Raw genomic sequence first — 27,000 nt, 5'->3', positions numbered from 1 at the left:
TTTATGAAAAAAAAGTCATTAACAGACTTTCCCTATTGGGGAAGCATTAAAACATTATGGAGAATCATGAAACTAACTACACTGATCTCTTTGTGTTTCGTAATTTCCGTTACGGCAAATTCGTACTCACAATCGACGAAACTAAACCTGAAACTTTCGAATTCAACGGTAAAGGAAATTCTGAACCAGATTGAAACTGAAAGTGAATATGTTTTCCTGTACAACCTGAACGAACTGGATGAAAACAGGCGAGTCAACGTTAACCTCGAAAACGCCACGATTACCCAGGTGTTGGATGAAATTCTGAAAGGCCAGAACCTGAAATACACCCTTTACGACCGGCAGGTAATTATCCGGGCCGACAATCAGTCCCGTAAATTAAACCAAAGTGTACAACCGCAAACGGCAAGCGGCAAAGTTACCACTACTTCAGGAGAGCCGATTCCGGGGGTCACTGTTGTTGTTTTGGGAACAAACGCGGGGACAATCACCGATCTGGATGGATCGTTTACCTTGAATAATGTAAAACCAGGGTCGGTTTTGGTATTCTCTTTTGTGGGTATGGTTTCTCAGGAAGTGAGCTTTGAAGGCCAGGCTTATCTCAATGTCAAATTGGTAGAAGAAACGATCGGCATCGAAGAAGTAGTGGCCATTGGTTATGGTACCATGAGAAAGAGCGATTTAACGGGTTCTATAACCCAGGTAAAATCGGATGTTCTGGCAACTTCATCGGTTTCAAATCCGATCCAGGCATTACAGGGACGGGCTTCCGGGGTCGCCGTGTTGACCAATAACGCTCCCGGTTCGTCGCCTACTTTGCGGATTAGGGGAAGTGGGTCTATCAATGCCGGTAATGACCCGCTTTATGTGGTTGACGGTTTCCCCTTGATGAACAGCAACCTGAACGATATCAGCGCCAATGATATCGAATCGATCGAAGTACTGAAAGATGCTTCATCATCGGCTATTTACGGTTCCCGTGGTGCGAATGGCGTGGTATTGATTACTACAAAAAAGGGACAAAAAGGAAGAAACGATTTATCAATCAATTCTTACTATGGAATTCAGACCCCGGAACGTTTGGTGAAAATGCTGGGCCGCGATGAATTTATCAAGTATGTCAATGAAGCATATACCTATTCAAAAGGTTCGCCGGTCTATTCATCATCCAATCCGGCCCCTGCTTATGATACTGACTGGCAGGATGCGATTGTCCGCGATCAGGCAGCTATTCACGAACATTCTATCACCTTTGAGGGAGGGAAAGACAAAACGACCTACATGTTATCAGGTAATATATTTTCGCAGACTGGTTTGCTCCCTGCTTCCGGTTTCGAAAAATTTACGTTGCGAAATAATTTGAGCCATGAATTCAGAAGCTGGCTTACGGTTGGAACACATCTTCAGTATAGCAATGCCACTCAAAATTTCAGGGATAACCCAACGGGTAATCTCTTCCGTTTTGGATGGCCGACCATGCCAGTGAAAAATGAAGATGGTTCCTGGTATTATTCCTTCCTCGATCCCCAACATGACTCTTACATCGAAGGAAAATGGAATCCTGTGGCCGATGCCAGTGAAGTAACCGACGAGTCGGTACGAAACAGGATTTTAGGCGACGTCTTTGCCGAATTTACTTTGCACAAAAACCTGAAGTTCAAAACCAATTTTGGGGTCGATATCTCAAATACAAAACGGTACGATTATTCAACATCCTTGTCATCTGCGGGTTTAAGTTCCGGAGGAAAAGGTTTGGGAGGGCAATTCTACAACAAGATGACCTCCAAGTTGACCGAAAATATGCTGATTTACTCCAATGTATGGAATGATGTCCATCGGTTTACAGCTACCGGCGTTTATTCGTACCAGGATTATGAGTATGAAGCCATGAGTTTACGGGGATCCGGTTTCGAAAATGATGCTACCGGAGCTTACGATATGACATTGGCTGATCGTTCAAGCGTGTCTTATAGTTCAACAAAATACGGCAATAAGTTGATTTCGTGGACTGCGAGGGCTTCTTATGCTTATAACGACAAATACATGATTACCGCCACAGGCCGTTATGATGGATCTTCGCGCTTTGGTGAGAACAACAAATGGGGATTCTTCCCATCGGTTGGTCTGGGTTGGCGCATCAGCCAGGAATCGTTTTTGCTTGATAATAAAGTTATTTCAAATCTGAAGTTACGAGCTAGTTACGGAATTACCGGTAATCAGGAAATCAGTAATTACGCCTCATTACCCAAATTAACATCAGTTTATTATGTGTATAACGGCTCGCTTTTACAAGGTTTTACAGAGTCAATCGGTAACTCCGACTTACGTTGGGAGCGGACAACTCAATACGATTTAGGTATCGATATTGGTCTGTGGAACAGGTTGGACATCAATGTTGATTACTATAACCGTACAACAAACGATTTGCTTTATAATGTGCCCATTCCGACAACTTCCGGTTTTTCCAGTATCCTGGATAATATAGGTGAAGTACAAAATAAGGGTGTGGAAATAGCTGTCGATTCAAAAATTTTGGACGGCGAACTGAAGTGGTCTGTTGGGGCCAATGTAACGATGAATAAAAATAAAATCACTGAGCTATATGGAGATGTTGAAAAAATAACCCTGGGAACTTCGTCAAACGGTTATGCCCGGTTTCTGGAAGTTGGCAAACCGGTTAATGCAGTCTATACACGCGAGTCGGCAGGCATCATCCGTACCCAGGAACAGTTGGATGAATACCGTAAAATACGGTCGACCGCCAATTTGGGTGAAGAAATGTACGTGGACCATACCGATGACAATTCAATCGGGACAAGCGACTATATCTGTATCGGTTCTCCTGAACCGAAATTCTTTTATGGTCTTTCAACCAGTTTATCGTACAAAAATTTTAGTTCAAGTTAAAAACCCACGTTCTCTGAACGTGGTCAGAGACGTTCCACGGGTTTGCCTGTAAAACGACTCATATTTACCTTTAGAAGGTTGTCCCCACAACCAAAGAAAGGAAAAAACAATGAGTCGTTTTAAGAAGTTGTCGCATGCGATCTGGCATTGCATGTACCATATCGTATGGACCCCTAAATATAGGTATAGAATATTGAAGGGAGAAATCAAAATTGAAGTGGAACACTGCATCAAGGCTTTCTCGGAGCAGAAAGGCTGTATTATTGAGGAGTTGAACGTACAGGAAGATCACGTACATCTGGTTTTGATGGTTCCGCCGAAAGTCTCTATTTCTGACATGGTTGGGATTTTTAAAGGACGAACAGCAATTCGGCTGTTCAACAAATATAAGAGCTTGAAGAGCCGCCCCTATTGGGGCAATCATTTCTGGTCAAAAGGCTACTGTGTGGATACAGTAGGACTGGATGCGGAGATGATCAAGAGGTACGTCAAGTATCAGGAAAAGAAAGATAAACGAGAAGAAGAAAAGTAGTCATTAACCTGTGGGGACAACAACTTTTACCTTCTTTGAGGGTAAAAGCAAATTACCCCTTCCAGGGGTTATCCCAAAGCCACATCCTTTGGGTGTGGATTTTTACTCTGGATTTGTATGGACAAGGAGCTCATGATTATGCTTCTGTTGCCGGTATCGATAACAGCGCATTTGGAAGTACTTCGCTGGTTATTGGCTATGCTTCATCTACCGACAGTTATTTAATGTATGGCGAAAATCAAATTCTCAATCAGAACTATCAACCGTCAAAATACGCATATGACCGGATGTGGAGCGAAAGCAATCCTAATGGTACTTTCCCGAGGGCCGGCTCCAAGGATGTTTATTTTTCTGACAGAACCAGTGCTAACTGGAGCTATTTCATCTTGAAAAACATCAAACTTGGGTATGACTTTTCATCGTCGATTAAGAATATTAACTGGATAAAACAGCTTACCGTTTATGTAAATGCGCAAAATTACATCAGTACAGCCAACCACCGCGGTTATAACCCGGAAAACGGGGATACCACCTATCCTTGGGCCAAGACGATGATATTCGGTATTAATGCTAAATTTTAACCTGAAAAATCTAAAACTATGAAATTTATAAAATATCTCTTCCTTATAATTGCTGTACCATTTTTTAATCAATGTACAGATCTGGCTGAAGAACCCTATACGTTCCTTGCCCCTTCAAATTTCTACCAAACCGAAGAAGAGCTCGAAATGGCTGTTGTTAGTGTTTACGATGGTATTCAGTACGCGTTTGGCGGGGCCAATTATTTGCACCATATGTATCTGGAAGTATTGACTGAATTTGGTGCTCCGGCTTATGCTAAAGATGATGTTCATTTGTGGAATGCCTGGGTCGATGTTAATAATCCGGCAAGAACATTTACAACTACATGGCCAAGAGCCTTTGTGGTGATTAACCGTGCCAATATTGTGCTCGGGAGGGGCGAAGGGATTTCAATGGATGAAACGTTAAAAAAACGATACTTTGCCGAAGTTCGCTTTTTAAGGGCTTTAGCCAACTATAACCTGGTGCGCATTTTTGGCGGCGTTCCGATTTCCGATTCTTATACATCGTCAAAAGAGGGCCTTGAAATTCCTCGTAGGTCGGTTGCCGAAACCTATGAACACATTATCGCCGATCTGGAATATGCCGAAGCCAATCTACCGTTAAAATCGGCTTACGCTTCAGGCGATAAATGGCGACCAGCCAAAGGAGCAGCGCAAGCATTTTTGGGAGAAGTTTATTTGACCCGCGCCAGTATGGAGGGAAATGCCGAGTACTATAAAAAATCAAAAGAATACAGCGGAAAAGTAATTTCATCCGGCGAATATGAACTGGAACCTGATTTTAAAAATCTGTGGTACTGGTGGAATACCAATAACAAAAATGGTAAAGAGTCAATCTTCGAAATACAATATGGCCAGTTTAGCAGCGAGTATAATAACCTGCATGTCATGTTTGGGGTGAATATTACCGAAGCAAGTATTGGTTGCTACATGTACCGGAGGTATGGTCCGACCATTCTGGCTTATCTTTCGTACAGCGATCAGGATACACGGAAGGAAGGTACATTTCTTACCAAATTTAACCGGACTTCCAGTGGCGTTGTAACGGGTACTTTGGAATTCGTTCCGGAAGACAATGGTTTCTATCCCGGAACAAAAGGATGGAATACCGCTTCGCCTGGGAACATCAAGTTTTATGACCGTACCCCGGAATCGGCTTCTTTGAAAATGCCGCAGGCAAATATTTATGTTATGCGTTATGCCGATGTTTTACTAAACTATGCTGAAGCAGAAAATCAGATCAACGGGGTTACAACCGATGCGCTTGATAAATTTAATGATGTGCGTAACCGTGCGAACCTGGGGAGCCTTTCAGGAATGTCAAAACAGGAGCTAGATGATTTTATCTACCGTGAGCGAGGTTGGGAATTCATTGGCGAATCGCAGCTTTATTTTGATGCATTGCGTACCGGTCGTCTTGGACAAAAAATACAGGAAGAGTGGGAATATGGACTGGGACATGGCGTCTACATGTACAAGAATGCCACTTTGGAATTCGTTCCTAAAAAGACCTTTTTGTGGAAGATCCCGACCTATGACCTTGATTCGAATCCGGCTTTAGAACAAAATCCGGATAATGCGTCCAATTAATTCCTGACTAATAACAAGGACGGGTTGGCCCCCAACCCGTCCTTAATTTGACAATTAAGCCGGAATCTGTGGAAATTATTTGCATTCTTTTCTTTTTATAGAGGAATATCATGGATAAGTTGAAGATGTATTTGCAAAATGACATATTGCCGGTCGATATTGTCCTGGCGCCGGAGTGGTGGAACAAGAACGAAAAAATGACCTTCGATCCTGATTTCTTTTTTCATCCGCTGAAACGGGTGGAAGCCGAACAGCAAATGGAAAAAGTGTTGTACGAACGCTGGGGAAAATTCGGGCTTGGTCAGCATCGGGATCAGGCGCGGCCCGAAATTGGCGCGGTACATCTGGCAGCCGGTTTTTTGTTGTCAGAAATGCTTGGTTGTCAGGTAAATTATTCCGAAGCCCATCCGCCACAGGTGTTGCCGGCTCATCAGGAACTGCGCATCATCACAACGGACGAGGCTTTTCAATCGGAGGCTTTTAAACGGGTCGCTGAACTGACCGATTCGCTAAAAAAGAAATACGGCTGTCTGACCGGCGACATCAATTGGGGTGGCATTCTGAACATCGCGATGGATCTGCGGGGCGAAGACATTTTTACCGACATGATGATGACGCCCGACGAAGTAAAAGAATATTTCGCCGGAATTGCAGGCGTGATTGAGAAATTCACCTCGTTTTTGCAATCTGAAACCGGCACCACATCGGTTTCGGTGAACCGTGGCGTCCGCCACATCCGGAAACCGGTGTTGTTACATTCCGAATGTTCGCATACGATGATTTCGGAAGAGGATTACGAAAATTACCTGCTTCCGTTCGATCAAAAATGGAGCGAAAGGCGTCCGTTTGGCATTCACTATTGCGGGCCCGATCCGCACCGGATGGCTGCCGCTTTTGCAAAAATCCCGCATCTCGATTACCTTGATCTGGGTTGGGGCGGCGATGTAAAAGTACTTCGGGAACATCTGCCGGATACGTTTTTCAATATCCGCCTGAGCCCGGTCGAAATTGCCCGGCAGTCGCACGACGAAATCCGGGAAACCATTACCCGGCTGGTTCATGATTCCGGAAATCCATACCTGACCGGCGTTTGCTGCATCAACATGGACGACTCGGTATCGGATGACCGGATCACAACCATCTTTGAGACGGTGGAGGAATTGAGGGAAGAATACAGTCTCAGTTAACAGTCTCAGTGGTCAGGGATTCATTGAAATATGGGCAAGCAGAGGATAAAAAAGAACTCCGAAGGAGTTTACTGTTATTGATCTCCGGTAAACCTGGAGGAAAGAAGAAACAAGAAAGAACAACTCAGAATGAAACTGAATGTCAAATAGTTCATGGTAAAAAAATTCGATACCCAATTAGCCGATTCACAGGCGACTCAGGTTGTTCCTGTAAAACCTGAGAATTTCGACTTTGCAAAATATGAAGCCTATGCCGCAGAGCTGAACGAAACCTGTGCCCGTTTCTGGCAGCAACCTTCGGGCGTGGCTGTTTACCGTAGGATGCGGGTGGGCGAGTGTTTTTCGTATGGTTGTAGGGATAGGAAACGTTCGCTCGAACTTCAGTTGGGTGCACTGCAAAAAAGTATGCTGTTTCGTGCTGATGTGCCGAATTTTCTGGAACCCTGGTATGGAATAGGGACTGTGGCCAGCGCTTTTGGCGGCGATTACCTTTGGGTGGAAGGAAATGCACCTGCCCTGAAACCACGCTTTTCAACCATTGATGAATTGCTGGCTTATCCGGGAAAGGAAATCGCACAAACCAACATCGGAAGGCATACCTTAAATATGATCGAATATTTTATGGAGCAGACCAAGGGACGTCTGCCCATTTCGCTGACCGATACCCAATCGCCGCTGAACATGATCGGGCACCTCTATCCGCTTGATCAGTTTTTTATGGATTTGTTGATGGAACCTGAAAAAGTGTTGCAGCTTTTTGATATGCTGGCTGATTTATCCATCCGTTTCAACCAGGAACAAATGAAGTTGATTGGCAGCGCACTGGCTTTGCCCGGGCACGGTTTTGCATCCTCGGTAAAATGGAACGGGCTGGGCATGAGCGACGACAATGCCATTATGATTTCGCCGGAGCAATACATTGAAATGGCTGCTCCTTCTGTTGAAAAAATTTGTACACCCCTGGGCGGACCGGTTTTCCATTCCTGCGGCGACTGGGCGGGCTGGGTGGATGCGGTACTGCAAATGAAGGGCTTGAAAATGGCCGATGGGGCTTTTTCACCGCAGACCGATCCGGGGGCAACTAACAAGCTGGAAGAGTTTCACAAATTTGCCAACACCGGAATTGTGTTGAACGCGCGCATCGTAGGCGATTTGGAAACCATTCGGGAACAGGTGTCGCGCCTGTGGATTCCGGGAATGAAACTGGTAGTGGTAACGTACTGCGAAACGCCTGATGAACAGGAAGAAGCCTATCATTTAATACACCGATTATGCAGGTAAATCGCCAAACAAAAACAGGCAATTACCGCTGGCGCATTGTGGCGCTGTTGTTTTTTGCTACCACCATCAATTACATCGACCGGCAGGTGCTGGGCATCCTGGCGCCTGAACTTCAGCAGCTATTTGGCTGGTCGGAATCGGATTATGGTTTTATCATCATGGCTTTCCAAATTGCTTATGCGATCGGATTGATCTCGATGGGAACTTTGCTTGACCGGATTGGCACACGGCTGGGCTTTATCATCGCGATTTCGGCATGGAGCCTGGCCGGGATGGCTCACGCAGCTGCCCGCAGCGTGTTTTCATTTTCACTTGCCCGTTTTGCGCTGGGAATCGGCGAATCGGCCAATTTTCCGGCTGCCGTTAAAACCGTTGCCGAATGGTTTCCGAAGAAAGAACGGGCATTGGCAACCGGAATTTTTAATTCGGGGCCAAACGTTGGCGCGATCATTACGCCTTTGCTGATCCCGCTTATAGCCCTGAAATGGGGCTGGCAGTGGGCATTTATCAGTACCGGGGCGCTGGGTTTTGTCTGGCTGCTTTTCTGGATTCCGATGTACCGGAAACCGGAACTTGACAAGCGGTTGAGCGAAGCCGAACACCGGCATATTTTGCAGGATGACACCGAACCTGAAGGAACAAAACTTCCCTGGAAATCAATCATCTCGTATAAACAAACCTGGGGCATTTGCCTGGCGCGTTTCCTGACCGACCCCATCTGGTGGTTTTTCCTGTATTGGTTGCCAAAATTTTTGAATTCAAATTACCGGATCGATCTGACCAATATCGGGTTGCCGCTGATTGTGATTTATGTGGTTTCAATCGGAGGTTCAATCTTTGGAGGCTGGATGTCGTCGTTTCTGATTAACCGGGGAAAAAATCCGGTTTCGGCCCGGAAACTGACGATCTTTTTTCTGGCTTTGCTGGTGGTGCCGATTTTCTTTACCTCGTTTACCTCCAGTGTCTGGCTTGCTGTGGCGCTCATCTCCATGGCGACCTTTGCCCATCAGGGCTATGCGGCCAATATTTTCACCATCGTTTCCGATATTTTTCCGAAGAACGCGGTTGGTTCGGTGGTTGGACTTTCCGGTTTTGCCGGAGCGGTGGGTGGGGTGTTGTTTTCGGCTGCCGTGGGTGTTATTCTCGAAATCACCGGCAGTTATTATGTCATTTTCGCGATAGCAAGCGTGGCCTATTTGCTTTGCTGGTTATCGCTTCATTTGCTGATACCTGCAAACCAGCCGATTAAATTTTTGGCAGGATGAATCATTACAGACAGATGTAAACGTTTTCGTATTATTTGAATTGATGGAAGAAAATACGTAAAAGAATATAAATCAAATAACAAATCATAAAATCGAACGAAGATTTTGTTCTTTAATCTTGGAAAAATTAGTTTTTTAGATCAATGTTTAGTTGATTTATTGAAAACGTTTACAATTTTTTGCATTTTTGAAGAAAATACCTTTGCAGGTAGTTCCGGAATAAAAAACAATGTCGGTTCAAATCGTGTCGAATTTCCTGCTTCGGCAAGATTGTCCGGTTACTTAAAATGAACTTTGATGAAACAAATTTTAGTAAAACATATCTGTGTCGCTTTCATACTGGTATTGGGACTAACAGCCCAGGCGCAGAGAACGGAAATTAAATACCTTTCGGGCACCGGTACTGACAACACCGTTGACTGGCAGTTCTTTTGCACCGATGGACAAAATTCGGGCAAATGGACAACAATTCCTGTTCCTTCGAACTGGGAGTTACAGGGTTTTGGAACCTACAATTACGGCCATGCCAAAGATGAAGAACGAGGGAAAGAAAAAGGCTTGTACCGCTATGCGTTTGAGACGCCTGCCAGCTGGAAAAGCCAGGTGATAAACATCGTGTTCGAAGGTTCCATGACCGATACCGAAGTGAAAATTAACGGTAAGTTGGCCGGACCTGTTCATCAGGGATCGTTTTACCGGTTTAAGTACGACATCAGCCGCTTGCTGAAATACGGGGCCACGAACCAGTTGGAAGTGACGGTTTCCAAACATTCGGCCAATGAGTCGGTGACCCGGGCTGAGCGTTATGCCGATTTCTGGATCTTTGGCGGTATTTTCCGTCCGGTGTACCTCGAAGTTAAACCACAGCAAAATATCGAACGGGTAGCGATTGATGCCAAAGCGAATGGTTTGCTGACAGCCGATATCTTTTTGCAAAAACCGGTCGTCGGCGAAATACTGAAAGCTCAGCTTACCGATCTTCTCGGAAACCCGGTAGGAGGTGAATTTTCGGCTGAGGTGGCGAAGGGCAGCGATGTGGTCCGTCTTCAATCCAATATTCCGGGAATAAAAAGCTGGAACCCGGAAGACCCGAATCTGTACCAGGTGACTTTCAGCCTGATATCAAAAGGCAAAGTCGTACACGAAATGACGGAGCGCATTGGTTTTCGCACCGTTGAAGTGCGTGAACGCGACGGCGTGTATGTGAACGGCATAAAAATCAAATTTAAAGGCGTCAACCGTCATACGTTCCGGCCCGAAACCGGCCGGGCTTCCTGTAAAGCATTCAGCATGGAAGATGTGAAACTGATAAAAGAAATGAATATGAATGCCGTGCGCATGTCGCATTATCCGCCCGACAAGCACTTCCTCGAAGTGTGCGATTCGCTGGGCTTGTTTGTGTTGAACGAACTGGCTGGCTGGCACGATGCTTATGATACCGAAGCAGGCAGTAAGTTGGTGAAGGAAATGGTGGCCCGCGACGTCAATCATCCTTCGATCGTGCTGTGGGACAATGGGAACGAAGGTGGACATAATTTTGATCTGGATCCGCTGTTTGCTCAATACGATATTCAAAACCGACGGGTGATTCATCCCTGGAACGAGTTTAACGGTTTTGCCACGCAGCATTACCGCGCTTACGATTATGGCGCCGGTACCTATTGGAACGGTCATCTGATTACGATGCCTACCGAATTCCTGCACGGTATGTACGATGGCGGTCATGGCGCCGGCCTGTGGGACTACTGGGAACTGATGTGGAATAAGTCGCGCGCTGCCGGCGGTTTTCTGTGGGTGTTTGCCGACGAAGGCGTGGTGCGTACCGATCAGAACGGAGCGATTGACACGTACGGGTCTTCGGCTCCCGATGGTATCCTGGGGCCACATCACGAAAAGGAAGGAAGCTTCTTCGCGATCAAAGAAATCTGGTCGCCGGTACGCCCCGACGACAGCGATATAACAGCTGATTTTGATGGTCAGATCAAAATTGAAAACCGTTACTTCTACACCAACCTGAAAACATGCAGTTTCAGCTGGAAGCTTGCTAAATTTCCTTTGCCCGGCTCGTCGGAGCAAGTGAAAACAGTGACTGGCACGGCGCCGGCTCCCGATATTGCCCCGGGACAGAAAGGAGCGATTCAACTGTCGCTTCCGGTCGATTGGGCGGGCTACGACGTACTATATTTTACGGCCACCGACCGCTTTGGGAACGAAATCTACACCTGGAGCCGGGCAATCAAACTTCCGGCCGACCTGGTTGCGCAACTATTGGCCCAATCAAACGGTAACAGCGCGGTGTCCTTTACGGAAACTGATGAGCTGTACCGTATTAAAGCCGGAACGGTGGAATATTCGATCGGTAAAACAGATGGGATGCTGAAAAAGGTGGTAAACGAAAAAGGTGAAATTCCTTTCTGCAACGGGCCTGAAATCAGCGCCGGGCTAACTGCTTTCAAAAACCTTGAGATGAAAAATTACAGCGACAGCCTGATGTTGATCTGTTCTTTCAAAACCGAAAAGTCTGATTCGACCCGGATGAAAGAATTTGTCTGGACTTTTTACCCGAATGGCTGGGCCCGGTTACACTTGTATTATGTGCCGGAGTTTTATGATCAGGATTTTGATTATATGGGAGTCAACTTTTCGTACCCCGAAGAATTGGTGACCGGCGTGAAATGGCTGGGACGCGGCCCATACCGGGTATGGAAAAACCGGATGCAGGGCGTTGAACTGGGCGTACATCAGAAAGAATACAACAATACCATAACCGGGGTTTCACCGATGGTTTATCCCGAGTTTAAAGGCTATCACGCCAATTTGTATTGGGCAAAAATTGAGTCGAAAGAGCAAAACTTCACCGTCGCAACTTCGACCGAAGATGTGTTTCTGCGCCTCTACACGCCGGCCCAGCCTGAGAAAGTGTTTGAACGTGTGGCCCCTGCATTTCCGGCGGGCGACATCTCTTTCATGCAGGCGATCCCGCCTGTCGGTACCAAGTCGAACGATCCCTGGGACATGGGCCCGAGCGGAAAGAAAAACATGTTTTTCGACTACGGACCGTACGACAACTGGCGTTTTCGCAGCAAGCAGATGACGCTGTATTTTAACTTTTCCGAAAACCAATGAGTTGGAAGCGGAAAAGCCGGGTGTGCCGGTTTGTAATCGGCTATTTTAAACAGTTTAAAAGAATGCGCGATTTTAAATCGAGTCACCTGTCGCTTGAAACATTAAATAGTAAATCGGTAAATAGTAAATCTAACTAGATGAGACGAAAACGATTCAAAACAATACTGACGATGGCTTTGGTTGTATTGACCTTCTGGTCGGCTGCGGCTATCGACATTTGGGTGTCGCCCTCGGGAAAGGACTCCAATCCCGGCTCGGAACGTAAACCCTTGGAAACCATACAGGCGGCTATGCTGAAAGCAAGGGCCTTGAGGCAAAAAAATGATCCATCAGTTAAAACCGGAATCCAAATATTATTGTTGGAAGGGGAATACCTGTTGGATGAACCGCTGGTGTTGGGACCCGAAGATTCGGGAACCAACGAATCGCCTACCATCATAAGGGCGGCTAAAAATGCCAGGGTACTCATCAGCGGCGGCGTACCTGTGACCGGTTGGCAAAAGCTTGAAGGCAATATCTACAAAGCCCATCTGGATCGCGATACCAAGCTGCGGACCTTGTTTGTCAACGGCAAGCGTATGCGCATGGCCGGAACCGATGTGCCTGTAAACGGCTTGGGCGACTGGGGAAAGTTTCAGATTGAAGGAACCGAACCCTGGGCTTTCGGCGCCGGAACGGCTATCGACGGGATAAAATTTACCTCGCAGGACATTCAATCGTACAAAAATCCGGAAGATATGGAATTGGTGCAGTTCAACGTGTGGACCGAAAAAATTCTGTGTGCCCGTGAAATCGAACAATTTGGAGACACCACGGTGATTAAATTACAGCAGCCTTACGGCGCTATTGCCACCACCATGGCCTGGGCCGGAAAAATAAACTACAACAAAAGTTTCCTCATCCGAAATGCTTTGGAATTACTCGATTCACCGGGTGAATTCTATTTCGACCGGAAAACAAAAACACTTTATTATTACAGCAACGGTGAGGACCTGGCTACCGCAACGGTGATTGCTCCCACGTCGGAAGGTTTGGTTCATATCAAAGGCAAATCGACTAACGAACGGGTGAAAAACATTCGCTTCGAGGGAATTACATTCTCGCACGACCATTGGCAATTGATGGAAGTTGCCGGTTCGCACGGTTTTGCCGGTATCCAAAGTCTGGGACTGGCGGTGAAATACATTCCCGGCGGCAATTGGCATCCATCCGAATACAACAGCACCGATGTTCCCCGGGGGAGCATTCAGGTTGAAAATGCCGAAAACATTCAGTTTGTCCGTAACCGTTTTGAAGGCATCGGTTCAGCAGTAGCTATCAATTTAACCAATGATGTGAAAAACAGCCAGGTTGAAGGAAATTTCTTCAACGATTTGCTGGGTAATGCGGTAAGTGTTGGTTTTCCCCAACATTACCAAATTGGCGACGGCGCTATTTACCAGGCCGGGGTTGAAGGCCTTTGTGAAAACATTACCGTGGCGAACAACTACATTCGGAATGTGAGTCTCGATTTTCGGCAGGTCGAAGCGATCACTTCCTTTTTTGTGGCCAACACCCGCATCGTGCACAACGACATTGCCGGAACACCATACGGCGCCATCACCTGTGGCTGGTGGTGGGGAAACGCCGGGATTCCGGCTTCAAAAGTTGCCAAAAACAACAGCATCAGTTTCAATAAGGCCGGCGACACACACCAGGTGCTGGATGATGGCGGCATTATTTACCTGCTTGGCGAACAGCCGGGAACAGTGGTCGAGGGCAACTATGTGTTCAATGGGCCCCGCTGCATTTACCCCGATGATGGTTCGGCTTACCTGACCATCACCCGGAATGTGGTTGGTAATGCCAGTTATAAATGGATGTGGCTCCACCTCTGGACCAAACGCTGTCACAACATTACAGCGCGTGATAACTACGTGAAAAACAACTTGCTGATGGACAACGGGACGAACATTACGATTGAAAACACCCATTCATTCCGAGAGGAGGAATGGTCGGTTGAAGCGATGCGAATTATTGATTTTGCCGGTATTCAGCCTGATTATAAAGATATTATCCCGTCAAATGAGCCGGCAAAAGTAAGTATTCATGCCGAGGGCTTTAAAGAACGGGACGTTTTTCATTAGTGTCAAGTCAACGCTACTGCGTCGTAATCGATTCATCCTGTCCGGCAACTGCCGGACGGCATGACTATGGTCATTTGAGCGTTGACACAACAATAGACTTGGGTCGTGCGTAACGAGAATCCATGATACAGAAACTCAAAACTGATAACTGATAACCGCATGAAACGAACAATTACCTGTAAATTTCTGCTGCTGACGGGACTGCTGGCCTGGCTGATTGCTTGTCAGTCAAAAAGTGCAAAGCAATCGGTGAATACAATGGCCTGGGTACCTGTTGACCGCGTTGCAATTGAATTGATTTTGGATGACGAGGGACAGAAAGACTCATTGCTTTACCAATTGGGGCAAACGCAGTTCGAAATTTACCAATGGAAAAATCACTTGGTATTTTTCGGCGCCGGCAACGATTCGGCCGCTTTGATCGGGCAAATTCGGGATACAGGCATCAGCCCGCAACTGAGAAAGTACGATACACCGATCTATGTGTTTGACCGCGCGATGCACTGTGGCGACCCGGCTGTTGCACGACCCTGGCGAAATTATTTGCTCACGGCCAACCTGGTGGCCGATTCAGCCATGCAGCAGGAGTACATGCGCTATCACGCTGTGCAGCTTGAAGAATGGCCAGAAGTGGCCCAGGGTTTCTGCAAAGCAGATTTTCAACAGCTTCTGAGCTTTCGAAACGGGCGGCAATTGATGCTGGTCATCTCTGTTCCGGCCGGTAAAACATTGGATGAACTGAACCCGAAAACCGAAGAAAATAATCCACGCATGGTGGAGTGGAATGAACGAATGAGTCGGTACCAGGAGGGGATTGAGGGCACTGAACCCGGTGAAACCTGGGTATTTTTTGAAAAGCTTTGAGTCGCAGGTAGTGAGTAGTGAGTAAGGAGTTCAAAGTCAGGTAGCTGCAGGATATAGGGGTAAAAGGACTTTTCGGACAGTACTCAAAACCCGAAACTCAAAACTTGGAATCTGGAACTTGAAACTTGAAACCAACAAATAAAACGAATAACTGAAATAAAATGAATTTTAAACGATTGAAAAACACGTTCTGCATCCTTTTGACTTCGGTCATATTCGGAGCATGCACCGGAAAAGGAACAGTCACAATTGTAGCGGAGCAAAACACGCCGCGCGAAAAATATGCGGTTGAGCGTCTTTCTGCCCAGCTGACTGAAAGTGGCTACCAGGTTGAATTGACAACTGAATCGACTGATTCAAAAAATGTACGGATCATCCTGCAACGGGTTGAAAAAGACACACCGGCTGCTTTGCCCGAAGAGGGCTATGCGCTGGAAAGCAAGGGAAACACGATCTATTTGACAGCAACCGGAACATCGGGCATTTTGTACGGCTGTTTGCATTTAGCCGGCCAAATACAGGAAAACGGCAAATTGCCAAAAACCATTAACCTGACCGACCAACCCGAGATGGTGATGCGCGGGACCTGCATTGGCTTGCAGAAAACCGTTTATTTGCCTGAACGTCATGTGTATGAATACCCGTACACCCCCGAAAGTTTTCCCTGGTTTTACGATAAGGTGTTGTGGGTCAAATACCTTGATATGATGGTGGAAAACCGCTACAATGCGCTTTACCTGTGGAACGGCCACCCCTTTGCTTCCTTGGTGAAGCTGGCTGATTATCCGTATGCCGTTGAAGTGGACGATGAAACCTTCGAAAAGAACAAAGAAATATTTGCCTTCCTGACCGAAGAAGCCGACAAGCGTGGCATCTGGGTCATCCAGATGTTTTACAATATCCTGGTTTCAAAACCCTTTGCCGAACACCACGGCCTGAAAACCCAGGACCGCAGCCGCCCGATCATTCCGGTAATTGCCGACTATACCCGTAAATCAATCGCTGCTTTTATCGAAAATTATCCAAATGTAGGCTTACTGGTTACTTTGGGTGAAGCCATGAATACCATCGACGACGATGTGGAGTGGTTCACCGAAACCATCATTCCCGGAGTGCAGGACGGGCTGAAAACCCTGGGCATTGAGCACGAACCGCCCATTGTGTTGCGCGGCCACGATACCGATGCCGGCAAAGTGATGGATGCCGCCTTGCCAATCTACAAAAACCTGTACACCATGTTCAAGTACAACGGCGAATCGCTCACCACCTACGAACCGCGCGATTCGTGGGAAACCAACCATACGGTGCTCAGCAGCCTGGGATCGGTGCATATTTCCAATGTACACATTTTGGCCAACCTGGAGCCGTTCCGTTACGGCTCGCCCGATTTCATTCAGAAAAGCGTTCAGGCCATGCACAACATACAGGGCGCCAACGGTCTGCATCTGTACCCGCAGGCGTCGTACTGGGATTGGCCTTATACGGCAGATAAGGCCGATGAACGCCTGCTTGAAATGGATCGCGACCGGATTTGGTACGATGCCTGGGCCCGCTATGCCTGGAATTCGAAACGCGACCGCAACGACGAAATCAAATACTGGACCGGGGAATTGGGCGACTTTTACGGTTGTGGCAACGAAGGTGCAAACATTCTGAAAGCTTACGAAGAAACCGGCGAAATTGCCCCAAAGTTGCTGCGTACGTTCGGCATTTCCGACGGCAACCGGCAAACCTTGTTGCTTGGCATGTTTATGGGACAATTGGTAAACCCGCATAAATACCACGTGTATTCCAACTTCTGGACATCAAGCGGTCCGGAAAAAGAAGTCTTGTTGGAATATGCCGCCAAAGAATTTAAGGGCGAGGCACACGCTGGTGAAACACCTCCGCAAATTATTGATGAGGTGGTCCAGCACGGTGCGCTGGCCGTTGAAGCCATTGATAAAGCCACTCTCAAAGTGACTAAAAATAAGGCAGAATTTGAACGGCTGAAGAATGATGTGTATTGCTACAATGCTTTCGCCAATCATTTTGCCGAAAAAGTGAAGGCGGCCATGTTGGCGCTTAACTACAAATATTCAAGTAAAATGGAGGATCTGGAAACAGCAGCGCTTCATCTCGAAAAGAGCATGACGTATTTTAACGAGCTGGTTGATCTCACGAAAGATACTTACCTGTATGCCAACAGTATGCAAACGGCCCAGCGGCGTATCCCGATTTCGGGTGTCGACGGAACCAATAAAACCTGGGTTGAAATGCAACCGCACTATCAGGCTGAGTTGGAAAACTTCAAACGAAACCTGAATATGCTGAAAACCAAAGGAAACGCCGGCGAAATGCAACAGCGGAAGGTTTTCGAACCGGCGCAGGTCACCGTCCTTCATCCCGGGGCAAAACGGTATTCATTGGCAGCGGGGCAACAGGTTTACAGCGACAATAAGGCGGTCATCGAAGCGGTGGCCGAAGAGTTGCAGAACCTTTCCGGCGTTCAACTTTCTGACAAACAACAGCAGGAAGCGGGCACTGTGCTGAGATTTAAATCAGACAAACCGGTGAAGGTATTGGTAGGCTATTTCAATACCAACAGCTATTCGGCATTGGAACCGCCAACACTCGAAACCAATGCCAATGCCAACGACCGCGGTCAGGCCGATATTAAAATTGCCAATGCCATGCTGATTCCCGGCCTCTATCCGGTGAACGTGTACAATTACCACTACGGGGCCGGCGAGCATGAACTCGTGCTCGGCAAAGGCAGGGCGCTGATTCTCGGCTTTATTGATGGGGCCGAAGAAATCCCAATTCACGACGCCGGTATGACCAAAGATGAAGATGGCCCGGCCGTGGACTGGCTGTTTTATTAAGGATTGAATGAGATTGAGGAATTGAAAAAGATTGATGGTGAAAAGTAATCGGGTTTCCCGGAGGGGAAGAATAAGAATAGCCCGGGGTAAACGACGAAGACTGTTTAGTTTGAGTTGATTTTCACAAGTCAAGGCTGATAAGACGTGGTATAGGAGAAGAACGACAAAGCCAGTTAGGATTGATTTTCAGTAAAAATATAGATATGAAAAGAATTTTTTTGAGTTTACTGCTCCTGCTTGGAGTATTGAGTTTGAAGGCACAGTACGGCGAGCTAAAACTGTGGTACGATCAGCCGGCTGCCAACTGGAACGAGGCGCTTCCTATCGGGAACGGTCGTTTGGGGGCCATGCTTTACGGCGCCACCGGCGTGGATCAGATCCAGTTAAATGAAGAAACCGTATGGTCGGGCGGGCCAAACAGCAATGTCAATCCCGAAAAGGCTTCGTTGTTGCCTCAGTTGGTTGACTTGTTTTTTGAGGGCAAGTATCAGGAAACCGACGATTTGGCCAATGCGGAGAAACTCTCTTTAAACAGCGGCATGATGTACCAGCCGGTGGGCAACCTTTGGCTGACTTTCCCCGGTCACGAACAGGTAAAAAATTATTACCGCGAGCTTGATATTGCCAATGCTTCATCAAAAGTAACTTATCAGGTGGACGGCGTTACCTACACCCGCGAATACCTGGCTTCGCTCGACAACAACACGATCATGATTCGGCTGACAGCAGGCGAGGGGGGAACAATCAACTGTAAGTTGGGCGTGAACTGCGATTTGCGTAGCCGCATCCGGCTTGAAAAAGATTCGACCATTCACCTCTCGGGCATCACCGACGACCACGAAGGCGTGTTGGGGCAAGTCCGCTTCGAAGCCTTGGTGAAGCCGGTTTTGCAAAGCGGCGAATTGGCGCTGGCCGAAAAAGAATTGGAAATAAAAAATGCCGCCGAGGCAACGATTTATATCTCCATCGCTTCAAACTTTAAAAATTATAACGACATCAGCGAAGATGGCCTGGCAAAGGCTTCATCTGTGTTGAAAACCGCATTGAAAGATGATTTTGACAGGGCTAAAGCCAAACATGAAGCAATCTATCACCGCTATTTTAACCGGGTGTCGATTGATTTGGGCGAAACCGATGCCGCGAAACTTCCAACCGATCAGCGCGTGGAGCAATTTAAAGGAGACGACGACCCGCAACTCGTCAGCCTGTATTTCCAGTTTGGCCGTTACCTGATGATTTCGGCTTCGCAGCCGGGCACGCAGCCCATGAACCTGCAAGGCATCTGGAACGACCGCGTCATGCCACCCTGGGACAGCAAATACACCACCAACATCAACGCCGAAATGAACTACTGGCCGGCCGAACTGACCAATCTGTCTGAACTGCACGAGCCTTTTCTGACGATGGTGAAAGAGCTTTCGCGAAGCGGACAGGAAACTGCCCGAAAGCTGTACAACGTCCGCGGTTGGGTACTTCACCACAACACCGACATCTGGCGCGTAACCGGCCCTGTCGACTGGGCGCGCTCGGGATTATGGCCAACCGGAGGCGCCTGGCTGTGCCAGCACCTGTGGGAGCATTATTCGTATACCGGAAATAAGGATTTTTTGAAGGAAGCTTACCCGGCTATGAAAGGTGCAGCCGAGTTTCTGCTTGATATCTTGATTGAAGAACCGGAGCACGGCTGGCTGGTAATTGGCCCTTCGGTGTCGCCCGAGAATACTTATCTGCCCAAAATCAACGTGGGTGTGGGCAATACGATGGACAACCAGCTGGTGTTCGATCTGTTCTCAAATGTCATTCGGACTTCGGAAATGTTGGGGGTCGATCAGGCTTTCTCCGACTCGCTGGCTGCAGCCAAAGACCGCCTGCCGCCCATGCAGATCGGGCAGCACAGTCAGTTGCAGGAATGGATCAAAGACTGGGACCGCGTGGACGACAAACACCGCCATGTATCGCACCTGTATGCACTCTACCCAAGCAATCAGATCTCGCCTTTCCGCACGCCGAAACTGTTCGAAGCTGCACGGAATTCGCTCCTTTACCGGGGCGACGAGTCCACCGGCTGGTCGATGGGCTGGAAGGTGAACCTTTGGGCCCGATTTCTGGATGGGAATCATGCCCTGAAAATGATTGGCGATCAGTTGTCGCCATCGTTACGCAATGACAGAGGTAAAGAGTCGGGCGGCACCTACCCAAATCTGCTGGATGCGCATCCCCCTTTCCAGATTGACGGGAACTTTGGTTGTGCCGCCGGTATTGCCGAGATGCTGATGCAAAGCTACGACGGCGCCATCTTCCTGCTTCCGGCTTTGCCCGACGGCTGGCCAGAAGGCAAAATCAACGGACTGAAAGCGCGTGGTGGTTTCGAGCTGGACCTGAGCTGGGAGAACGGCAAGATCAAAACATTCACCATTCATTCGTCGCTGGGCGGAAACTGCCGGATCAGGTCGAAACAGCCGGTTCAGTCGGCTGACGGCGCTGCGTTGGTGGCTGCTAAAGGCAGCAATCCTAACCCGTTTTATCAAATCAACGAAATTAAAGATCCGCTGATTTCGCCAAAAGCCAAACTGAAGGGAGTGAAAACACCGAAAACCTTCCTTTACGACTTTCAAACCGAAGCCGGAAAGAGCTACACTTTTGAACTGAAAAAATAATGATGCCAGAGAAAAGCAGAAAGAGAAGGCATAACTTGGGCTGGTGCAACCGGAAATGGTTACACCAGCTTTTAATGATTTTTTTGGCGGGGAGCCTGTTTTCCTGTTCCCAAACGGAGGGACCGGGCATTCGCCGCCAGCAATTACTGAATGCGGATTGGCTCACCGTGGCCGATGATTCGTCTTCTGCAGCATTTGCCGGCTTTCAACAGCCCGCTTTTGCTGCTGATGGTTGGCTAAAGGTAGATGTTCCCCACAACTGGGACGATTACGGAGGCTACCGTCGTCTTCGCCACGGAAACCGGCATGGCTATGCCTGGTACCTCAAAACGTTCAGCGTGGACCAGCCGCAGCCTGACAAACGGTACTTTCTTTGGTTTGAGGGCGTAGGTTCGTATGCAACCGTTTGGTTGAACGGCGATTCAATCGGCTATCACGCCGGGGGGCGCACTTCATTCACACTTGATGTGACCGGTTTTATTCATCCTGAAAACGAAAATCTGCTGGCCGTTCGGGCCGATCATCCGGCCGATATTCGCGATTTGCCCTGGGTGTGCGGCGGTTGCAGTCCCGAGTGGGGCTTTTCGGAAGGTAGTCAGCCCATGGGGATTTTTCGTCCGGTGCACCTTATTGTGACAGATCCGGTGCGTATTGAGCCGTTTGGCGTCCACATCTGGAACGATGAAAATATTTCGGAAAAAGAAGCTACACTTCACCTGACTACGGAAGTGAAAAACTATCATCCGCATGAAGTTTCCGTTCGGGTGGTGAATAGTTTGAAAGACGATAAAGGCAAGGTGGTCTCCCGTATTGAAGATGAAATTTTTCTGGCTGCCGGACAGATGGACACCGTCCGGCAATCATTCAACACGATGAAAAATCCGCGTTTGTGGTCGCTCGAAGATCCGTATTTATACATCGTCCACACCGAATTATTCGAAAATGGGCAGTTGGTGGATGAACTGAAAACCCCTTATGGCATCCGCTGGATCAAATGGGATATTTTTGGCGGTAAGCCCACCAACCGTTTTTACCTGAACGGAAAGCCGGTTTTTATTAACGGAACGGCCGAGTACGAACATCTCATCGGGCAGAGCCATGCTTTTTCGGACGAGCAGGTGTTGGCCCGTGTGAAGCAGGTGCTGGCAGCAGGTTATAATTCGTTTCGCGATGCTCATCAACCCCACAACCTGCGCTATCATCCAGAGTGGGACCGTCACGGCATTTTGTGGTGGCCGCAAATGGCCGCCCACATTTGGTTCGACAATCCGGACTTCCGCCGAAACTTTAAACAACTGATGACCGACTGGATCCGGGAACGGCGTAACAGTCCTTCCATCATCCTGTGGGGACTCGAAAACGAAAGCACCCTGCCCACCGATTTTGCGGAAGAATGTTCCGATCTGATCCGGAAACTCGACCCGACAGCTTCGAGACAACGACTGATTACTACCTGCAACGGAGGCACCGGCACCGACTGGAATGTCATTCAGAATTGGTCGGGCACCTATGGCGGCAATCCCGATTTGTATGCTGAAGAAATTTCCACTCAGTTGCTCAACGGAGAATACGGCGGCTGGCGAAGCGCCGACTTGCACACCGAGGGCGAATTCGACCAGAACGGCATTTACAGAGAAGACCGCTTCAATTTGTTGATGGAATCCAAAATACGACTGGCCGAGTCGGTCAGTGATCAATGTTGCGGGCAGTATCACTGGCTTCTTACCTCGCACGAGAACCCCGGACGCACACAGAGTGGAGAAGGCATGCGCGAATTAGACCGCCTGGGGCCGGTCAATTACAAAGGCATAATCACCATTTGGGGCGAACCGCTGGATTCCTGGTATATGTACCGGGCCAATTATACGCCCAAAGAAACCGAACCAATGGTTTACATGGTGTCGCACAGCTGGCCCGATCGCTGGCTCAAACCCGGGGTGAAAAGCGGTGTCCGGGTCTTTTCCAATTGCGATGAAGTGGAACTGTTCAATGGGCTGAAATCCTGTTCATTCGGACGAAAATCAAATCCCGGCCGAGGACATCATTTTGTTTGGGATGAGGTGGACATTCAGACGAATGTGTTGTGTGCCGAAGGGTATGTAAACGGCAAAAAGGCGGCCGAAGATTACATCGTATTGCATCATTTGCCGGTAGCCGAAGGCATCGAAAAGCTGTCAGGAAAGGTGGCGCCCTTGACAACGGATGCTGACCGGAATTACCTGTACCGCGTGAACTGCGGCGGTCCGGACTATGTTGATGCAGACGGCCATACCTGGATGGCCGATGTGCGAAAATCGGATGAAAAATCGTGGGGATCCCGTTCGTGGACAGACGATTACGACGGACTTCCGGCCTTTTACGGTAGCCAGCGGCAGTCGTACGACCCGGTGCAGGGAACGTCCGACTGGCCGCTTTTGCAGAGTTACCGCTACGGACGGCACAAACTTTCGTACGAATTTCCGGCGCCCGACGGCGAATACCAGGTTGAACTGTTCTTTATGGAACCCTGGTATGGCAAAGGCGGCGGACTGGATTGCCGTGGCTGGCGTTTGTTCGATGTGGCTGTGAACGATCAGGTTGTGCTTAAAAAGCTGGATATCTGGACTGAGGCTGGTGTCAACCGGATGCTGAAAAAAACGTTTCAAGCTACCGTTACCGGCGGAAAGCTTAAAATCTCTTTCCCGAAAGTGGATGCCGGGCAGGCCATAATTTCGGCGATTGCCATTTCAACCACTGACGAAACGATTACTCCGGCCCCGGCTTCCGAAAGGTTACTGTCGGGCAATATGCCGGGCCTGTTTGCTGCCAAAACATGGCTCAATACCGGCGATAAATGCTTTGCGGACGCTGACCTGCGTTTTGCCGTCCTTCCGTCTGAACTGTACGGGGCGGAGTGGTTGCAACCGGCAACCAAAGATGGTTTCTTATCAGAGGAGTTGAAATCGATAAAAATCAATGCCGATGCCGATCTGTATTTCGCGCTGAAAGATTCCGTGGCAGCGCCTGCTGGTTTTAAATACCATTCCGAAAGGGTAAAAACAAGCCAAAAAGGAGGGACTATCTGGCACATGTACCGCAAGCGGTTTGTTGTTGGTGAACAAGTGCAACTCCCGAATGAGGTTGATTTTAAGCTGATGCTGTTGGCGGCTGTTCCGGTAACCAGGCTGGACGATGCCATCGACCTGCGTGAAACGGTGACGTACCGGGTAGCAGATGCCACGCTGGCAGGCAAAAGCCGGAAAACCGAACTCGCCGGAAAGGAAGGGATACTTCTTCCCGGGAAAAACGATGCCGTGAGCTGGCAATTTTCAGTCGGCCTGGCTTCGAAATACGGCTTGGAAATCCGTTATCTGAACCCGACCGAAAAGTCATTGATGGTAGAAATGAGCATCGTGAGCCGCGACGGTCGGGTAATGTGGCATGGGCCATTGGAATTTTTGCCATCGGGCGAAAAGCTGAAAAGCCTGCGTACCGACACGCAAACCACCATCAACGCCGGAACGTATACCATCCGCATTAAATTGATCGAAGGAGGGCCAGTCGGATTCAATTTTCTGAAAATACAGTAGTCCTGCTTTCAGCTATTAAAAAAAAATTATTCATATAGAATATGAAACAAACGAATTATCAACTCTACGACTTTCTGGATTTTGATCCAAGCCTTTTCGGCGAAGAAAGCTTGTGGAAAACCGGTATGCCCGGCGATGTCCGTGTTGACGGGACGGATGTGGTTTTTGACATTCCTTTCCAAAAGCAACTTCCGGGAAACGATATGCAACCGGATTTGACGGTTGACCGCAAAAACTTTGAGTTGCGGTTGAGGGCCTATGGCGATAAAATCCTGCGTCTGTCTGTCGGTTTCGATTGTGAGTCGATGCCTGGTTCGGAAATGCTGGCGATTGACCCGGGATTAAAAATTGTACCCTTGTCTGTTGAAAAAAGCGCTGATGAATGGATTGTAAAAGATGCCAACGGGACCATCCGGGCCCGGCACAACCGGAAACCGATAGCTATTGATCACTGGAGCGACTTGCTGCCGCCTCCGCGCGAAACACTGGAAATGACTTTTCTGCCTGACGGGAAAAAAGAAGTTGAACTGAGCGCCTACGACCAGTTTTTTCCGGCCCGTCACGATGCTTTTGCGCTGGCTTGTGTGGAGCGGGAGGGACAGTGGCGCCGTGCCACCATGTCGTTTCATGCCGAAGCGGATGAAAAATTTGTCGGTACCGGCGAACGGTTCACCAAAATGGATTTGTCGGGTCACACGTTTCAACTGAAAAACCAGGACGGGCAGGGAGTGAACAACCGCCGCACGTATAAAAATATTCCGTTTTACCTGTCGAGCCGGATGTATGGCCTGTTCATGCACACCACGGCGCATAGCAAATTTTCGCTGGCCGACCATTCCACCCGTTCGGTGCAGTTGCTTGCCGAAGAACCGGCAATGGATGTGTTCCTGATTGGCGGTGAAACGCCGGCGGAAATTCTTTACGAATACCGGTGCCTGACCGGCTTTCCAACGATGTTGCCGCTCTGGAGTTTTGGCACCTGGATGAGCCGCATGACCTACTTTTCGGCCGGTGAAGTGGAGCAGATCTGCCACAGGCTGCGACAGGAAGATTTCCCCTGTGATGTGATCCATCTCGATACCGGCTGGTTTCGCACCGACTGGCTGTGCGAATGGAAATTCAATCCCGAACGCTTCCCTGAACCGGAAAAATTCATCCGCAAACTTCGTGACGACGGTTTTAAGGTGAGCCTTTGGCAAATGCCGTATATCGCTGCCCAAGCCGAACAGCACGATGAGGCGTTGGAAAACAAATACATGTGCATCCTGAAAAAGACGGAAAAGCAGGGCGGCTCCAATTTCAGCGCGCTGGATTATGCCGGAACCATCGATTTTACTTACCCGAAAGCGGTGGAATGGTACAAGGAACTTCTTCGCAACCTGTTAAACATGGGCGTTGTTTGCATTAAAACCGACTTTGGGGAAGACATCCACCTGGATGCGGAATATCACGCCATGAATCCCGAACTGCTCAACAACCTGTATGCGTTGCTGTATCAAAAAGCAGCTTTCGAAGTCACGAAAGAAATTACCGGCGATGGCATTGTTTGGGCCCGCGCCGGATGGGCTGGTTGTCAGCGTTATCCGTTGCACTGGGGAGGCGATTCGGCTTGCTCTTGGGATGGCCTGGCCGGTTCGTTGAAAGGCGGCCTGCACATCGGTTTGTCGGGCTTTGGCTTTTGGAGCCACGATGTGCCCGGATTTCACGGAGTGCCCGATTTTATGAATTCGGTGGTTCCCGACGACCTGTATGTGCGCTGGACCCAGTTTGGCGTGTTTTCGTCGCACCTCAGGTATCATGGCACCTCGAAGCGCGAACCGTACGAATATCCCACTATTGCCGGAATCGTGCGCAAGTGGCTGAAGCTGCGTTACGCGCTGATCCCGTATTTGCTTGAACAAAGCGAAAAGACAACTAAAACCGGTTTCCCGGTTTTGCGTGCATTGATTTTTCATCACCCGGAGGATAAAATGTGCTGGCACATTGACGACCAGTATTATTTTGGCGACGATTTCCTGGTAGCTCCGGTGATGAACAGCAAAAACCTTCGCGATATCTATTTACCCGAAGGAACCTGGGTGAACCTGTTTAATGGAAAAATGACCGAAGGAAACTGCTGGCTGAAGAACTTTGAGTGTCCGCTTGACGAAATGCCGGTTTGGGTGAAATACGGCGTACAAATCCCCGTTTATCCGCATCCGGTAAGCAATACGGATGAGATGGATTTCGCAGAAACAAAGCAGCTTGTTTTCGAGAGCGGTTATTCAGGTATCGAAAACAGTTTTTTGAAGAATTTATGGTGATAGAAAAATATAAAATATTAAATAATGAGTGTACTCTTCAAAGTACCCTTGAGGGGATTGGGGGTAAAAGAACTTTTCGGAGTAGGCTCAATAATCAATTTTCAATATTGAAGTAATGGCCTGGCAATTGCCTTAACTCAAAACT

14 protein-coding genes are annotated in these 27,000 nt (G+C 48.3%); all 14 read left to right on the top strand.

All coding sequences use genetic code 11. The features are described 5' to 3' along the window. The first annotated feature begins 3 nt into the window (after positions 1 to 3). The 14 genes from AC6H3C_RS15730 (at position 4) to AC6H3C_RS15665 (ending at position 26,855) form a co-directional block, all read left to right on the top strand. A complete protein-coding gene (locus tag AC6H3C_RS15730) occupies positions 4 to 2,907 on the top strand; it encodes a TonB-dependent receptor (RefSeq protein WP_497516363.1) in 2,904 nt (967 codons plus the stop codon). Positions 2,908 to 3,016: 109 nt separating this feature from the next. Then, on the top strand, positions 3,017 to 3,439 hold the full coding sequence (tnpA, locus tag AC6H3C_RS15725) for an IS200/IS605 family transposase (protein ID WP_497516157.1): 423 nt from the start codon (positions 3,017 to 3,019) through the stop codon (positions 3,437 to 3,439). 35 nt (positions 3,440 to 3,474) lie between these two features. Beyond that, positions 3,475 to 4,020, top strand: coding sequence for a hypothetical protein (locus AC6H3C_RS15720; RefSeq protein WP_497516362.1), 546 nt, complete (start codon positions 3,475 to 3,477; stop codon positions 4,018 to 4,020). Positions 4,021 to 4,038: 18 nt separating this feature from the next. Beyond that, positions 4,039 to 5,613, top strand: a complete 1,575-nt coding sequence (locus AC6H3C_RS15715; RefSeq protein ID WP_497516361.1) for a RagB/SusD family nutrient uptake outer membrane protein — start codon at positions 4,039 to 4,041, stop codon at positions 5,611 to 5,613. A 110-nt stretch (positions 5,614 to 5,723) separates the two neighbouring features. Next, positions 5,724 to 6,800: a uroporphyrinogen decarboxylase/cobalamine-independent methonine synthase family protein gene (locus AC6H3C_RS15710; protein WP_497516360.1), complete on the top strand. Its 1,077-nt coding sequence runs from the start codon at positions 5,724 to 5,726 to the stop codon at positions 6,798 to 6,800. 153 nt (positions 6,801 to 6,953) lie between these two features. Then, entirely contained in the window at positions 6,954 to 8,081 is a 1,128-nt protein-coding gene (locus AC6H3C_RS15705) for a uroporphyrinogen decarboxylase family protein (protein WP_497516359.1), read from the top strand. Beyond that, on the top strand, positions 8,072 to 9,346 hold the full coding sequence (locus tag AC6H3C_RS15700) for an MFS transporter (RefSeq protein WP_497516358.1): 1,275 nt from the start codon (positions 8,072 to 8,074) through the stop codon (positions 9,344 to 9,346). The genes AC6H3C_RS15705 and AC6H3C_RS15700 overlap by 10 nt, the downstream gene beginning before the upstream one ends. Positions 9,347 to 9,643: 297 nt before the next feature. After that, positions 9,644 to 12,472 carry a glycoside hydrolase family 2 TIM barrel-domain containing protein gene (locus tag AC6H3C_RS15695; RefSeq protein WP_497516357.1) on the top strand — a complete coding sequence of 943 codons (2,829 nt, stop codon included), beginning with the start codon at positions 9,644 to 9,646 and terminating at the stop codon, positions 12,470 to 12,472. 137 nt (positions 12,473 to 12,609) lie between these two features. Beyond that, positions 12,610 to 14,598: a right-handed parallel beta-helix repeat-containing protein gene (locus tag AC6H3C_RS15690; RefSeq protein WP_497516356.1), complete on the top strand. Its 1,989-nt coding sequence runs from the start codon at positions 12,610 to 12,612 to the stop codon at positions 14,596 to 14,598. Between the two features lie 159 nt (positions 14,599 to 14,757). Next, the gene (locus AC6H3C_RS15685; RefSeq protein ID WP_497516355.1) at positions 14,758 to 15,462 is read left to right on the top strand and encodes an L-rhamnose mutarotase; all 705 of its coding nucleotides are present in this window, start codon (positions 14,758 to 14,760) and stop codon (positions 15,460 to 15,462) included. Between the two features lie 161 nt (positions 15,463 to 15,623). Next, positions 15,624 to 18,326: an alpha-d-galacturonidase gene (locus tag AC6H3C_RS15680; protein WP_497516354.1), complete on the top strand. Its 2,703-nt coding sequence runs from the start codon at positions 15,624 to 15,626 to the stop codon at positions 18,324 to 18,326. 203 nt (positions 18,327 to 18,529) lie between these two features. Next, a complete protein-coding gene (locus tag AC6H3C_RS15675; RefSeq protein WP_497516353.1) occupies positions 18,530 to 20,983 on the top strand; it encodes a glycoside hydrolase family 95 protein in 2,454 nt (817 codons plus the stop codon). Beyond that, positions 20,983 to 24,552, top strand: a complete 3,570-nt coding sequence (locus AC6H3C_RS15670; RefSeq protein ID WP_497516352.1) for a malectin domain-containing carbohydrate-binding protein — start codon at positions 20,983 to 20,985, stop codon at positions 24,550 to 24,552. The genes AC6H3C_RS15675 and AC6H3C_RS15670 overlap by 1 nt, the downstream gene beginning before the upstream one ends. Before the next feature lie 41 nt (positions 24,553 to 24,593). Then, positions 24,594 to 26,855, top strand: a complete 2,262-nt coding sequence (locus AC6H3C_RS15665) for a glycoside hydrolase family 31 protein (RefSeq protein ID WP_497516351.1) — start codon at positions 24,594 to 24,596, stop codon at positions 26,853 to 26,855. The last annotated feature ends 145 nt before the right edge of the window (positions 26,856 to 27,000 follow it).

This window comes from Gaoshiqia sp. US2 (assembly GCF_059705485.1).
The sequence above is the reverse complement of the archived record's forward strand: the minus strand, read 5'-3'. Positions and strand labels throughout refer to the sequence as shown.